The 14,621-nt window shown below is 60.2% G+C and carries 10 protein-coding genes; 2 read left to right on the forward strand and 8 right to left on the reverse strand.

The features are described 5' to 3' along the window. The 4 genes from T8A63_RS15605 to T8A63_RS15620 form a co-directional block, all read right to left on the reverse strand. Window positions 1-888 carry an ABC transporter permease gene (locus T8A63_RS15605; protein ID WP_067625113.1) on the reverse strand — a complete coding sequence of 296 codons (888 nt, stop codon included), beginning with the start codon at window positions 886-888 and terminating at the stop codon, window positions 1-3. A gap of 1 nt (window position 889) precedes the next feature. Next, window positions 890-1,831, reverse strand: a complete 942-nt coding sequence (locus T8A63_RS15610) for an ABC transporter permease (RefSeq protein ID WP_120350187.1) — start codon at window positions 1,829-1,831, stop codon at window positions 890-892. Between the two features lie 115 nt (window positions 1,832-1,946). Further along, complete coding sequence (locus tag T8A63_RS15615) at window positions 1,947-3,557, reverse strand: ABC transporter substrate-binding protein (RefSeq protein ID WP_322344362.1); 1,611 nt, start codon at window positions 3,555-3,557, stop codon at window positions 1,947-1,949. A 34-nt stretch (window positions 3,558-3,591) separates the two neighbouring features. Then, window positions 3,592-5,148, reverse strand: a complete 1,557-nt coding sequence (locus T8A63_RS15620) for a M81 family metallopeptidase (RefSeq protein ID WP_322344363.1) — start codon at window positions 5,146-5,148, stop codon at window positions 3,592-3,594. A gap of 148 nt (window positions 5,149-5,296) precedes the next feature. Between T8A63_RS15620 and T8A63_RS15625 the strand changes: the two genes are divergently transcribed. Continuing rightward, window positions 5,297-6,103, forward strand: coding sequence for an IclR family transcriptional regulator (locus T8A63_RS15625; RefSeq protein WP_067628406.1), 807 nt, complete (start codon window positions 5,297-5,299; stop codon window positions 6,101-6,103). Window positions 6,104-6,313: 210 nt separating this feature from the next. After that, window positions 6,314-7,732: an amidase gene (locus tag T8A63_RS15630; RefSeq protein ID WP_322344364.1), complete on the forward strand. Its 1,419-nt coding sequence runs from the start codon at window positions 6,314-6,316 to the stop codon at window positions 7,730-7,732. Window positions 7,733-8,849: 1,117 nt separating this feature from the next. On the opposite strand, the gene T8A63_RS15635 is transcribed toward T8A63_RS15630, so the two are convergent. The 4 genes from T8A63_RS15635 to T8A63_RS15650 are packed head-to-tail and all read right to left on the reverse strand — an operon-like array spanning window position 8,850 to window position 14,619. After that, entirely contained in the window at window positions 8,850-9,389 is a 540-nt protein-coding gene (locus T8A63_RS15635; protein WP_322344365.1) for a ricin-type beta-trefoil lectin domain protein, read from the reverse strand. A gap of 3 nt (window positions 9,390-9,392) precedes the next feature. Beyond that, on the reverse strand, window positions 9,393-10,121 hold the full coding sequence (locus T8A63_RS15640; RefSeq protein WP_067626973.1) for a DUF1499 domain-containing protein: 729 nt from the start codon (window positions 10,119-10,121) through the stop codon (window positions 9,393-9,395). Between the two features lie 35 nt (window positions 10,122-10,156). Beyond that, window positions 10,157-11,515: an efflux transporter outer membrane subunit gene (locus tag T8A63_RS15645; protein WP_322344366.1), complete on the reverse strand. Its 1,359-nt coding sequence runs from the start codon at window positions 11,513-11,515 to the stop codon at window positions 10,157-10,159. Further along, window positions 11,512-14,619, reverse strand: a complete 3,108-nt coding sequence (locus tag T8A63_RS15650) for an efflux RND transporter permease subunit (RefSeq protein ID WP_322344367.1) — start codon at window positions 14,617-14,619, stop codon at window positions 11,512-11,514. Before T8A63_RS15650 ends, T8A63_RS15645 begins: the two co-directional genes overlap by 4 nt. Between the last annotated feature and the right edge of the window lie 2 nt (window positions 14,620-14,621).

A 14,621-nucleotide genomic window follows, 5' to 3' on the forward strand; every position in this document is an offset into this window, starting at 1 on the left:
TCAGCCCTCCCGTTTCTTCATGCGCGGATCGAGCAGATCGCGCGCGGTGTCGCCCAACAGGTTGATCGACAGGATGCACAGTGACAGCAGCAGACCCGGCCAAAAGATCAGTCCCGGCTTGATCTGAAAATAGGTCCGTCCTTCGGCCATGATGTTGCCCCATGTGGGGATCTCGGTGCTGACGCCCGCGCCAAGGAAGCTCAGGATCGCCTCGATCAGGATCGCCGAAGCGCAGATATAGGTGCCCTGCACGATCAGCGGTGCCATCGTGTTGGGCATCAGGTGCTGGATCAGGATTTTGGGCATGGAGGAGCCAAGCGCGATCGCGGCCTCGACATAGGGTTCCTCGCGCGCTGAGAGCACGACAGAGCGGACCAGCCGCACCACGCGCGGCACCTCTGGCACGGTGATCGCGATGATCACCGACCCAAGGCTCGGCCCATTCAGCGCCACCAAGGCAATTGCCAGCAGGATCGCAGGGATCGCCATCAGGCTGTCCATGATCCGCATGATGATGCTGTCGGCCATCCGAAAGAACCCAGCCACAAGGCCGATGGCCAAGCCGATGGCGACGCTGACCAGCGCCGCGCCGACGCCAATGAGCAGCGATACGCGCCCGCCCACCATCACGCGGGAGAATGTGTCCCGCCCGTAAGGGTCGGTGCCCAGCAGAAACTCCTCGGACGGTGGTTTGAGCCGCGCGGCTGAGTTCATCGCCAGCGGATCATAGGGCACGTAGAGCGGTGCCAAAATGGAAGCCAGCACGATGGTTACAAGGGTCAGTGCCGCCAGCATGGGGCCGATACCGACCCTTGCGCCCGCAGGCAGGGAAAGCAGTCCGGTCAGCACCTGAAAGGCGCTGTGACGGGATTGGGGTTGCTCGATCATGTCAGTACCGGATCCTTGGGTCGAAGAATGAATAGGAGACGTCAACCAAGAGGTTTACGAAGACATAGATGCCCGCGGTAAGCAGGATCATCGCCTGAATGACGGGGTAGTCGCGCGCGAGGATCGCATCGACCGTCAGACGCCCGATGCCGGGGATGTTAAAGACGCTTTCCGTTACCACCACGCCCGAGATCAGCAGCGCAAACCCGGTGCCGATGATGGTCAGGATCGGCACCGCGGCATTGCGCAGCGCATGGCGGAAAAGCACGACATTCTCGCGCACGCCCTTGGCCCGCGCGGTGCGGATGTAGTCCTCACCCAGCACTTCAAGCATGGAGGCGCGGGTCATCCGGGCAATGAGGGCGACATAGATCGTGGCCAGCGTCAGCGACGGCAGAATGGCCCGCGAGAAGAACGGCCCAATGCCGTCCGACGGGGCCTTGTAGCCCTGCACCGGCACCCAACGCAGTTCAATCGCGAAGATTTGGATCAGGATATAGCCGATCACGAAGACCGGCACCGAAAAGCCCAGCACCGAGAAGGACATCACCAGAAAATCGACCCATGTCCGGTGACGCCATGCGGCGATCACACCCATCGGCACCGCCAGCAGGACAGAGATCGTGATGGTCATCAGCGCAATGTTGATGGTCGGCCCCAGCCGGTCGCCCAACATGCCCGCCACAGAGGTATTCGACAAAAGCGAGACGCCCAGATCACCGCGCAGCAATTGGCCGATCCATGTGAAAAACTGTGTCAGCAGCGGATCATTCAGACCCAGACGGTCACGGATCCGTTCGAGCTGTGCGGGGGTGGCGGCATCGCCGGCAAGAATGGCTGCCGGATCACCGGGGGTGAGACGCAGCAGGAGGAAGACGAAGATGGCGACGATCAGCATGACCGGGATCGTGGCCAAGACGCGCTTCAGGATATAGACGAGCATTTTCCGGAAGGTCCCTTTCGGCGGAAAGAAGGCAGTCCCGAAGTCGGTTCGGGGCGCTGCCTGCGTGCAGAGGTGACGGTGGAGAGCGCGGCGGGCGCGCTCTCCGAGGGTTGGATTACTCCGCCTCTTTGGTCATGTTCCAAAACACCGGCACGGGCGATGGCAGCATGTTCTGGATCGTTTTGCGGCGCGCCTGCGGGATCAGATATTCCCCCATCATGATGTAGTTGACGTTATCCATGACGTGTTTCTGGATCTCGACAGCCACTTCCTTTTGCGCCTCGGGCCCTTCGGCCTTCATGAACTTGGCGCGCAGCTCTTCGATCTCGGGGTCATCGGGCCAGCCGAACCATGCCTCGTCACCACGGCCACTGACCATCACGTTGGTCAGCGGGTCCGAAATCTCGGGCACCATCCAGTTGGTGAAGAACATGTTCCAGCCGCCTTCAGAGACTGGGCTTTGCTGGGCACGGCGCTGCACGACCGATTGCCAGTCCATCGACTGCATGTCGACTTCGAAACCGGCTTCGCGCAGGGCTTGGGCGGCCACGACAGGTTGGTTAATCAGGCTGATCACATCCGTCGGCGCCATCAACACGATCGGCGTGCCGTCATAGCCCGCTTCTTCGAGCAGCGCCTTGGCCTTTTCAGGGTCCGCGCCACCGGTCACGATCTCTGCATCCGCTTCGTCACCCAAGGGTGTCGAGCAACCAAAGATCGCGCCGCAGACGTTGTAATAGGCCGGGTCGCCCTGCATCGTTTGCAGCATGGATTCTTGATCCAGTGCCGCCATGGCCGCCTGACGAACCAGCTTGTTGTCAAAGGGTGGGTGCAGGTGGTTGGGCCGACCGATGGTGACATACCCAAGATCATCGCGTGTCTCGACCGTGACCTCGGGGCTGCTTTCGAGGATCGGCAGCAGGTCGATCTGCACCTGTTCGAGATAGTCGATCTCCCCCGCCGAGAGCGCGTTGATCGCGGTCAGCGCGTCGGGCATCGTGGTCCAGACCACACGGTCGACATTGACGACCTTGCCGCCCGCCATCCACGAGGCTTCCTCGTCCCGTGGGACGTAGTCGTCGAACTTCTCATAGGTGACATTCACGCCGGGCTCGTATTCATCTTGGTTAAAGACGAAGGGGCCGGAGCCGATGTATTCCGTGATAGTCTCATCCGCCGAGGTTTCGGCCACGCGCTTGGGCATGATGAAAGGCGGCACCGCGGATTGCTTGGAGATCACCGACAAGAGCGGTCCGAAAGGCTCTGTCAGGGTCCAAACGACGGTCTTCTCGTCGCTGGCCTCAAGGCTTTCGGTCACGTCAAAGATCAGCTGGCCACCGCCATCACGTTTGCCCCAGCGTTTGAGAGAGGCCACGACATCTTCGCCGGTGACCGGCGCATCGTCATGGAACATCAGCCCATCGCGCAGGGTGAAAGTATAGACCAACCCGTCTTCGGAGACTTCCCAGCTGGCCATCTGCGGCTGCGGCTCAAAGTTCTCGTCCACGGCGGTCAGCACGTCATAGATCATATAGCCGTGGTTGCGGGTGATATGCGCGGTGGTGATGACCGGATCAAGAACCCGCAGGCCCGAGTGCATGACCGCCGTGATGGTCGTTTCGCCATCCTGCGCCGCCAGAGAGCCGGGCGCCAAAAGCGCCGTGGTGGCGGCGAAGGCGGCGGCAAGTCCGCGCGACTGTTTCAGTGCGGATCGTAGAGGTATCATGTGGTTTTCCCTTGTTGAGTGATCTTTTGATTTTTTATTGGGCCATGGCAGTCTTGCCGCCATGGTCAGGTGGTGCAGAAGGTGCACCGTCGGCCCCGAACCGGGGACCATCTGGGGACAGCCGAAGCCCAGCGCGCAGACGCGTGAAGGGCAAGTCGGCCGGATTGAGGGGCATCGGCCCCGGCGCGCAGGCGACAAGGATGTCGCGCGCGATGGGGGCAAAGTCTGCCCGGAAATGGGTGGAGCTTTTGACCACCAGCAGGCGCATCTCTTCGGGCGGGATGCCGACAAAACGAAACATTTCGCGGTCGGCCATCTGGGCAATGCGGCTGGTTACGACGACATGAACACCACCGATGCGCAGACAGGCAGAAGGGCCGAGGTTCAGCGCCGTGCCGCCATAATAGGGCCCCGTCGCGCGCAGCGTGCCGTCAGACAGATGCATCACGGTGGCCGCCGTCTGAAACGGCACGTCGTCCGTCACGCTGGCATGGCCGCCAAGGGCGACGTTAACTTTGGCCCCGACCCCCGCCTGATGGGCCGCTTCGGCGGCGGCGGGGTCGACGATCAAACCGATGGCTGCATTCTGCGCCTCTGCCTTGATTAAGGCGCGCAACATGCCGGTGGTTGCTGAAACGCCCCCCGCGCCGGGATTGTCTTGTGTGTCGGCGATGACGACAGGCCCCCGGCCCGGCCCGGCGGCGCGTGAGAGCGCCTCTGCCACCGCTGTGTCGGGGTCATAGGCTTCGTTCTTTAGAAAAGCGGGCGCTGCCGCCTCATAGGACGCCGCAAGCTTGTCGGCGGCGGCATCTGCGTCGGCCTGAGTTTCGCCATAGGCCACGGCCACTGGGCCACAGTCCGGTATATCCGCGGCTGGAAAGCCCATGAACAGGCTGGCCGATAGCGCCCCGGCAGCCTCGCAGGCAGCAACACCCTCATAGATCTCGCGCCCCGGCGACATTTCGGTCGATTGGAACGGGATCGGCACCAGATATGACATCTGGCGAAAGGCCTTGGCCGGGCGCAGGCCTGTGGTCATGATCCGGTCAAGATGGCGTGCCGCGGCGGCGCCGGTTTCGGCCATATCCACATGCGGATAGGTGCGAAAACCGACCAGCACATCGACATTCGAAACAAAATCTTCAGAGATATTGCCATGAAGATCAAGTGCCGTGGCGATGGGCAAATCCGGCCCCACGACCTCGCGCAGACGCCGGATTAGTTCCCCTTCCCCGTCGTCGAGATGTTCAGCCACCATGGCGCCGTGCAGGTCCAAAAAGACCCCGTTAAGCGGCCCGGCATTTCGGATGCCTTCGATGATCTCACCGGCGATCATTTCATAGGCGTCGCGGATCACATGGGCCGAGGGGATCGCCCCTGCCCAAAGGATCGGAACGATATCCCAGGCTTGAGCCCGCCCAACCCGCAGCGCGCCCGCCATGCCCAGATTGACCTCTTGGAAAGCGGGCAACATCGCCGCGCCGCGCACCATGGGGACATAGCCGCCGCCGCGTTGGAAAGCCTCCATATCCGCTGGATTGGGGGCGAATGTGTTCGTCTCGTGCAGAAAGCCCGCAACAGCGACGCGCATTCCAGAACCACTTCCCAAATCTGTCTCCTTCGCCTTACCAGCCCCTTTATTTGCGGGACTGCACCTCTTGAGTATCGCACTGCAATACAACTATAGTGCACAGCAAGCGTAAGCGGCGCATTAACGATTCGTCAACTACAGGCCATTCATGAGCAGATTTTTCCGAGAAGACGCCCCGCAGGCGGCGCAGAATCAGGCAGATGACGACCGATTGTTCGTCCGGGCAGCAGATCGCGCAATGCAGGTGCTGGGGGCCTTCCACCACGCGACCGGGCCGATGACGCTTTCCGACATCGCCAAGACCGCCGGGATCGACCGATCCGCGGCCCAACGGCTGGTGCATACGCTCACGAAGAGTGGCTATATCCGGCGCAGCGGGGACGACCGTGGATATCTACCGGGCATCCGCCTGCTGGATCACACGCTTGATCTGCTGCGGCTCGACCCCGTGGTGCAAAAAGCCACCCCGGTCTTGTTGGAGCTGCGCAAATCCCTGCGCGAGCGGGTCGACCTGAGCCTCTATGACGAGACGCGCCTGATCTATGCCCTGCGGATGCAAAGCAAACGCGAGACCTTTTTCGCGACCCTTGTGGGCCACAGCGTGCCAACCTTTTGCACCGCAGGCGGGCGGGCGGCGCTTTCGCAGCTTCCCGAAGACGAGGCGCGCGAAATTCTTACCCGCGCACCGCTGCATCCCTTCACCTCCAGCACCAAGACCGACCCCGAAGCGATCATGGCCGAACTCAGCCTCGCCCGCGAAAATCGCTTTGCCGTGGTATGCGATGAATATGCACTGGGCGAAGTGGCGGTGGGCGTTGCCATCACCGACCGCAACGGCGCCCCTCTCAGTGCGATCCACCTTGCCGGTTCCCTCTCGGAATACACGCCGGAAGAGTTTGTCGCCAAAGCAGCGCCCTTGGCCATCGAAGCCGCCAACGCCATCATGGCCGGATGATCGTGTTTTTGGCCGCCCTTGCGGGATCGCTCTGCCCCCAAACATTGGCCAGCCGCGCGAGGGCCACGAAAAGCCTGCTATATAACCAACCCCATCAACGCCCGCGCATTTCGCCCCGAATTTACTTGCGTTGCTAAATTCTTTCTCCGAAGTTCGCGACATCGGGGCGCGGATGCCGCTTTGAAAAATGACTGAACGAAAGGAACCGGAATGACCGACAGTAAACCGCTTTGGCAATGGGACGCGCAGGAAATCGCAAGCGCGACCCGCGCAGGCAAACTCTCGGCGGTTGAAGCGACCGAGGCGGCGATTGCGCGCATGGAAGAGGTCAATCCGGCGTTGAACGCGGTGGTCGAAAACCTCGCCACCGAGGCCCGCGCCGAAGCGGCAGCGCTCGATAAAAACAGCGCGCCCAAGGGGCCGCTGCACGGTGTTCCGGTGACCATCAAAATCAACGTAGATCAAAAGGACCACGCCACCAGCAACGGCGTCCCTGCCTTTAAAGATGTCATTGCGCCCGAAGACGCGCCGGTGGTGCGCAACCTCAAACAAGCGGGCGCCATCGTGATCGGGCGCACCAACACGCCGGAATTCTCCTTTCGCGCCGATACCGACAACCCGCTTTATGGGCGCACCTACAACCCTTGGGGGCGACACCTGTCGGCGGGCGGCTCCTCCGGCGGCGCGGGGGCGGCTGTCATGGCGGGGATCGGCGCGCTGGCGCATGGCAACGACATCGGCGGCTCCCTGCGCTTCCCGGCCTCGGCCAATGGGGCGGTGACGGTAAAGCCGGGTCTGGGCCGGGTGGCCGCATTCAACCCCAGCCAGAGGGCCGAGCGGGGCTTTTTGGCGCAATCTATGTCGGTGCAGGGCCTGATTGCGCGCAGGGCAGCGGACCTGCATCTGTCGATGCCCAGCCTGATCGCCGCAGATGCGCGTGATCCGTTTCACGTGCCCCTGCCATGGCGCGGCGAAGCGATCGAAGGCCCGATCCGCGTCGCCTTCACCCGCGATGATTTCGGCTTTGGCCTGCACCCGGACGTGGCCACCGCCCTCGACAAGGCGGCATCTGCGCTCGACAACGCGGGCTATGCCGTCGAAGAGGTGGAGCCGCCGCTCGCCTATGAAACCGGGAAGAATGGGTATCGCGCCCTCATGGGCGAAGTCGAGGCCCTGATGGGCGAGGATATCCGGGCCCATGGGTCTGACGATCTAAAGGCGATCTTTGAAAATTACTACACCGAATACCCGCCCTTTAAAGGCACCGAGCAGCTTGCCATGGTCGCCAAACGCACCCATTACGCGCGCGAATGGTCGATATTCCTAGAGGATTACCCCCTCGTGCTGACCCCCTTCATGTTTGCCCCGTTCTTCACAGCCGGGCGCGACACCGAAGGTCTGGAAGGCGTTCGTGAGGTTTTGGGCAAGGGGCTTTGGTCTTTCGTCATGAACTTTACCGGCCTGCCCGCGGGCAACATCCCCACGCATATCGCAGAGCTGCCCAGCGGACCGCAGCCCATCGGCGTGCAAATCGCAGGCCGCCGCTGGCGCGAGGATCTTATCGTCGATGCCATGGCGGCGATCGAAGGCGAGATTCCTCCGGTCTGCACCAGATTGTGGGGCAATTGAGGCGATCATCGGGGTTGTAACGTTCCGCAGAAACGGAGCGGCAGCAGCCCCGGTCGGGACCTGATTTAGCGGAACGAAATGAATGTCGCTGGCGCTTAAACGGCGCCAGTTTTCGCCATTGTGACAGTTGTCAGCGGCATCGGTTCATATTCACGCAAGCCCTCCGCAAGCGGGGCCAGCAGCGATGTTGATCAGGTGAAGTGCAGAGCCGTCTGACTGTAAATCGGGATAGGGTCATCTCGGACAAGCTCGAAAAAATGAACGAATACTAAGCGCTATTTCAGCGCCTCATGAAGTCGGAGCCAAGATGCCTCGGAAATCGGGGTAAGATCCCGCGAACCCCAAAACAATAGCTATAAACAAGCCCGCCGAGGCGGGCTTGTTGAACGCAGATTTCTTTAAAGGTCAGGCGGATTTCTTCATCAACACCACGGAGTGGACGTCAACGTAGATCGCGCCGATACCAATCTTCCCAGTATGGCGTAAGGCCGGAATCCGATTCTTAAGAATGCCGGAAAGGGCTTCCTCGAAGTGCCCAGCGCCACGCTGGCAAGCATAGGAAATTGGGTGAAATTCCCCAGCCACCCTCTCTCTAAATTCGGGTAATTCAGAGATCCGCTGTAGGAGGCTGTCGAGGTGTTCCTGGGCAAAAACGACCTGGCGAACCGATCCGCGACCGTTTCTGGGGGAATAGAGGACGAATGATCCCCTTGCGGTAAAGGGATTCTACCTGACGCTTACTGGCGCCAATGTACTCCGCGACATCATGTAGGGAGACGGCAGTTTTGACTGCCCGAACTAATGGAACAGTCTTTTCAGCCTCGAACACCATGTTCCCGCTTTCGATTTCGCTTGCGCCCGCTGGGATCTCGCCAAGTTTTTTCAAAAGGCGAGACAGGCGCGGGCGCGCGATACCCACAATGGCAGAGAGACTGTGAAAGGTAACGCTCGCGACGGATTGCACCCACCTGCCTAATACCAATTGGACTTTCCCGATAGATAACGTGAGACGGAAGAAAGGTTCTACCATTACGATTTTGACCGATTGATACGCTTTCTTCTCGATATGCGTTGCCGTCACCGCATGATGTACGGTGACGGCGAATATCCATACCTCTTACTCATGAATGACCCATTGTTTGAAGCTCGCCTTCAATGCACCACATGGCGCAAGGATCAGGTCGCGGGACTGGTATGGGCCCGCATCGTCGATTGTTTCCGTAACGGTGACGCATTGCGCGGGATCAGAGGCCAGACGCATCTCCATACTCGCGTCGTCATAGACAAACTGCTGTGCGGGATCGGCCTTGTCGCAGGAGATCAGACCAAATGGGTTTTCGGCATTCTCCGGATCACTATACGCCATGCACAGACCATCATAGGTCGCCGACGCGATCATGCCCGTCTCTGCCGCATAGGTGAACAACACGTCGTCCCCTTCCGGTTTGCATGAATGGGCGTGAAGCTGATCGCTCTTACCGCGCCCTTCAGTATCGATGCACCAGCCGAGCGACGCTTCCTCGTCAAGGTTATCGGCAAGATGAATGACGGGCCCGTCGCTCTGGAGGCTTGGTGCCTCCGCATGGGCTGAGAATGGGATGCTCTGGCCCAATACGATCAGCGCGGCAGAGGCAAAGTTTGAGTTCGGAAACCTCATTGCTCACTCCCTATGGAACTGTTGTTGAAAGGTACGAATGCGCGCTGCATTGACGCCTTGGTCACTGCGCCCCACCCGTGAAACGCCGCGCATGTCCACGCGGCTCCCATTCTCGGCAGGGGTAACTGCAACGACAATATCGTCGGCGAAATAGAAAACAGAGGTGCGCGCCGTGGCCTCGAACCGATGGCGGGTTGGATCGGTCGCAACGATCTCCCACCCCATTTCGCCTGCCACCTGTAATGCCCGCTCAAAGGCTGCATCCGTACTCAGGCGGGTCTCAAGTGGCGCAATATCGGGGTAGGCCGTCGCTTGCTGATCTGCCACTTCTGCACCGCCGTATTTCAGCGTGTTGCTCGCACCCGCGCGGGTGTCATCCAGCACCTCAAAGGCCGGGGGATTGGCGGTATCAGTCGTGATGTCATGAATTGGCGCGGAACGCGGTTGGGGGTTCACGGTGCTTGAAATGAGGGGAAACAGGACCCCCAGCCCAAGCAACGCGACCACGCCGCCGATCGCAGCCCAACCCTTTTCGCCCCGCCCAAGGTGGATGGCCAAAGCGATCAAACCCGCGCTGAAGATGCCCGCCCCTATTGCGTTGAAGTAGCTCCGGTAAAGCCCGAACCCTATGATCGGCTCCCAAAGCCCCAAGCGTGCTCCGAACAAGATCAGTGTAACGCAAATTAACCCAGCAACGGCGATCAGGGCAGCAATTTTTCCAGTATGTTTCATGTGTTCGGCCTTTCACGACCAGCGTTAATATGTGCTCAATTATTCGGCTGACCAGTCACAGCCGCCCCCGCTCCTGTCGCGATCTTCAGCGTGGCCCAAGCCTGCGCCGCTTCATTCGTGGCCGAAGCCGCAGAGATCCTTGCGGCATTGGTGTTTCGGTCGGTTTCCAGCAGGTTCAACAGCGTGATGGCACCGTTTCGATAATTCTCCTGTGCCAAAGATAGCGCCCGGCTGTAGTCACTGGCAGCAGTTCTCAACAGCTGCGCCCTCTGCCGCGCCCGCGACAGGTTGGACTGTGCCACCTGAACATCCTCGACCGCTTCGTTGATCGAGGCCCGCCATGCGATCTCGGCCTGCCGAGCGACAGAGAGTTGCGCGTCACGGCTGGCTTTCAAGAGGCCCTGATTAAATACTGGAAGGGACAATTGCGGCCCGAAGCTCCACGCATCTGTGGCGTCCGTACGGCCCACCGTTCCGGACAGGGACAAGGCCGGGTAAAGCGCGGCTTCGGCGACGCCCACATTGGCCACGGCAGCGGCCAAATCGGCTTCGGCGCTGCGCACATCGGGTCGGTTGCGAAGCAGGTCCGCCGGTACGCCGGTGCGCGCATCCCCGGGACTGGAGAGTTGGGGGGCACCTTTTTGCATCTGTGCCTTGATCGGTCCCGCAGGTTCGTTCAGCAGTGTCGCGATGGCGTAGACATTTGCGTCAAACAAGGCGGCGAACTGCGGCAGATCGGCCCGCGCCGTCGACAGCAAGGCCCGCGCTTCGGCCACTTCGTATTCCGTCGCCGCGCCCGCATTGAACTGGCTTTGGGTGATGCTCACCGTCTCTTCGCGCGTGGCGATGGCGGTGCGCGTCAAGGCCATCGCCTCTTGATAATAACGCGCGTCGGAATAGGCGGCGATCAGTTCGGCCAGCCATGCAAGACGAACGGTCTCTTCCTCCGCGCGGGCGGCGGTGAGAGAGGCGACAGCGGCCTCGCGCTCACGCCGGATACCACCGAAGAGATCAATCACCAGCGAGGCACCTAATGTCCCGCTTTCGACGGTGCTTGTACCGTTGGTGCCGTCGCCACCGGATGTGGTCACTGATCCGGTCAGCGATCCGTCCGCTGCGGCGTTTACGCCGGTTGTGCGCAACTCCGCTTGCGCTTGGCGTATGCGCTCACCCGCAGCGATCACATCAAGGTTCTGGGCAAGGCCACGCGTAACAAGACTTGTGAGGTTCGAATCTTTGTAGTTCAGCCACCACTGCTGAGTGGCTACCGCGCCGATCTGCTCTGCATTGCCTCCGACAAACCGGGTCTCCATGGCCACTTCGGGGCGCTGGTAATCAGTGCCGACAGCACAGCCCGCAACGAGCAGACCCAGTACGAGATAGTAAGGTTTCACTGAGCTTTCTCCACTCGCTTACGGAAAATTTCTGTTGTTCGGATTACGGCGACGTAGAAGACCGGCACCATCACGATCCCGATGACCGCTGAAAAGATGATCCCGCCGAGCATCCCCGTCCCGATTGATTTTTGCGCATTGGCCCCTGCCCCGGAGGCGAGCACCAGCGGCATGATGCCAAAACCAAAGGCAAGAGAGGTCATCAGGATGGGGCGCAGACGCTGGCGTGCTGCCATGACGGTGGCTTCCAGCAATGCTTTGCCTTCCGCCCGTAGGGATTCCGCGAATTCAACGATCAGAATGGCGTTTCGCGCCGCAAGGCCGATCGTGGTAAGCAAGCCTACCTTGAAATAGACGTCGTTCGACTGTCCGAAATACCACGTCGTTACAAGCGCCCCCAGAATGCCCATGGGCACCGAAAGCATCACCGCGAAGGGCACGGCCCAGCTTTCGTAAAGGGCGGCGAGACAGAGGAAAACGACCAGCGCCGAGATCGTATAGAGAATAGCTTCCTGATCGCCGGACAACCGTTCTTGATAGCTTAGCCCCGTCCAAGCCGAGGCGTAAGAGCCGTCCAAATCAGCGGTAAGCTGTTCCATCACCTCCATCGCATCGCCCGAGCTGATGCCCGCTGCCGCTTCGCCGGAAAGTTCCAGTGCGCGGGTGCCGCCATAGCGCGACAGTTTGGGCGTGATGGTTTCCCATTCACGGCTGACAAAGGCCGACAGTGGCACCATCTCCGAACTTTCGTTACGCACATACCAGTGGTCGATATCATCAGGCTGCATGCGCCAGTCTGCACCGCCCTGTACAATGACCTCACGCAGGTTGTTGCCCAGAGGGAAGTCGTTGACATAGGTGCCAGAGAACACGGTCGCGAGCATGGTGTTCACGCTCGACAATGACACGCCCAGAGCCTCGGCCTTCTGCTGGTCGATACGCAGTTTCAACGAAGGTTCTGTCGCCGCGTCGTTGCCGCGCAGGTTGGTCACGCGACCGTCAGCAAGCCCTGCCGCGACCAGTTGATCGGCGGCATCGCTCAATGCCTCCTGCCCAGCGCCCGACTGATCGACGAGGTACATCGCAAAGCCCGAAGACGTGCCCAGCCCCGGAATGGCAGGTGGTTGAAGCACAAAGATGCTGCCCAAACGAGATTGAAAGAACTTGCCATTGGCCCGCATCATCAGATCAGCCGCATCAAGCCCGGGACGCTCTTCGTAGTCTTTGAGTCTGATGAACATCATCCCGTAGTTCTGACCGGATCCCCCGAAACTGTATCCGACATTGGCAAAGACGCCATCGACCATTTCGGTCTCTTCGGTCAGCAAATATTGCTCGATCTGTTCAATCGTGTTGGCCGTTTGCTGGACTGTCGAGCCCTGTGGCAGTTCGATCATGGTCATGAGGACGCCCTGATCTTCGGTCGGCAGGAACGATGACGGCAGACGGTCGTAGACCCAATAGGCGCCAAATCCGACAAGGACCAAGACCACCACCATACGGAAAGGCCGCATGGACAACCGCCCGACAACCGAACCATAGCCGCCCGTCAGACGGTCAAGTCCGCCATTGAACCAGCGCAGCGGAAGCAGAGGCTTCTTGTCATGGTTCGGTTTGAGAAGCTGCGCACACATCGCAGGCGTGAGGATCAAAGCGACGAAAAGCGACAGAACCATCGCCGAAATGATCGTGACCGAGAACTGTTTGTAGATGACCCCCGTCGACCCATCCATGAAGGCCATCGGCAGGAACACAGCAGAAAGCACCATCACGATGCCGATCAGCGCCGAGGAGATCTCCCCCATACTCTTTTCCGTGGCGGTGACGGCGTCCAGCCCTTCTTCTTCCATCACCCGTTCGACGTTCTCGACGACAACAATCGCGTCATCGACCAACAGACCAATGGCCAAAACCAATGCGAACATGGAAAGGGTGTTGATTGACATGCCGAAGGCAGACAGCACGCCAAAGGTGCCCAACAACACCACCGGCACGGCGATGGTCGGGATGATCGTCGCCCGCCAGCTTTGCAAGAAAAGGAAGATGACAAGAAAGACGAGGACAATCGCCTCGAGCAACGTTTCATAGACTTGGTCGATCGATTCCTCGACGAAGGGCGAGGTGTCATAGGGATATTCGACCGCAACGCCCTCGGGCAACGCGGAAGAAAGATTGCCCACCACTTCGCGCACCGCTTCGGCGGTATCCACCGCATTGGCACCGGTGGAAAGGTTCACCGCAAAGCCCGCCGCCGGATGACCGTTGAAGCGGCTGATGCTGCCGTAGTCCTCTTCGGCGAGTTCGATCGTGGCGACATCGGCAAGGTAAATGGCCGACCCGTCCGTATTGGTTTTCAGCAAGATGTTCCGGAAATCCTCAACCGATTCAAGCTGGGACTGCGCCGATAGGGAAACCGTGAACTGCTGGCCCTTTACCACCGGCTGCTCACCCAGACTGCCGACCGTCACGTTTGTGTTCTGTTCGGATACGGCTGAGGTCACGTCAGCGGAGGTCAGTTGATATTGAAACAGCTTTTCGGGGTTCAACCAAATGCGCATTGCGTATTCGGTGCCGAAAACATTGATCGACCCCACGCCCGCCGTGCGCTGCACCGCGTCTTCAATCGTGCTGCTCAGCAGGTCGCCCAGCTCAAGCGAGGTATAGCTGCCGTCTTCACTGACCAGCGCTCCGACCATCAGGATCGAGCTGGTCGAGCGGGTGACCGAAACACCCCGGCTTGTCACGGCGTCAGGCAGTTGGGATTCGACCAGTTGCAGTTTGTTCTGGACCTGCACCTGTGCCATGTCAGGATCAATACTATCATCAAAGGTCAGCGAAACACTGGCGGCCCCTTCGCTGGAGGATGAGGTCATATAGGTGAGCCCGTCCAACCCCGTCAGCCCGTCCTCGATGACAGTGGTGACAGAATTCTCCACCGTCGCGGCTGAGGCCCCGGTATAGGTGGCAGAAATTCGAACCGTGGTGGGCGCGATATCAGGATACTGCGAGATCGGCAGACCCGTCATACTGAAAGCGCCCAGCAACATGGTGGCAATCGCCAGAACCCAAGCAAAAACGGGGCGATGGATGAAGAAACGCGCCATCA

This window comes from Sulfitobacter sp. OXR-159 (genome assembly GCF_034377145.1).
In the GTDB taxonomy this organism is placed as follows: Bacteria; Pseudomonadota; Alphaproteobacteria; order Rhodobacterales; family Rhodobacteraceae; genus Sulfitobacter.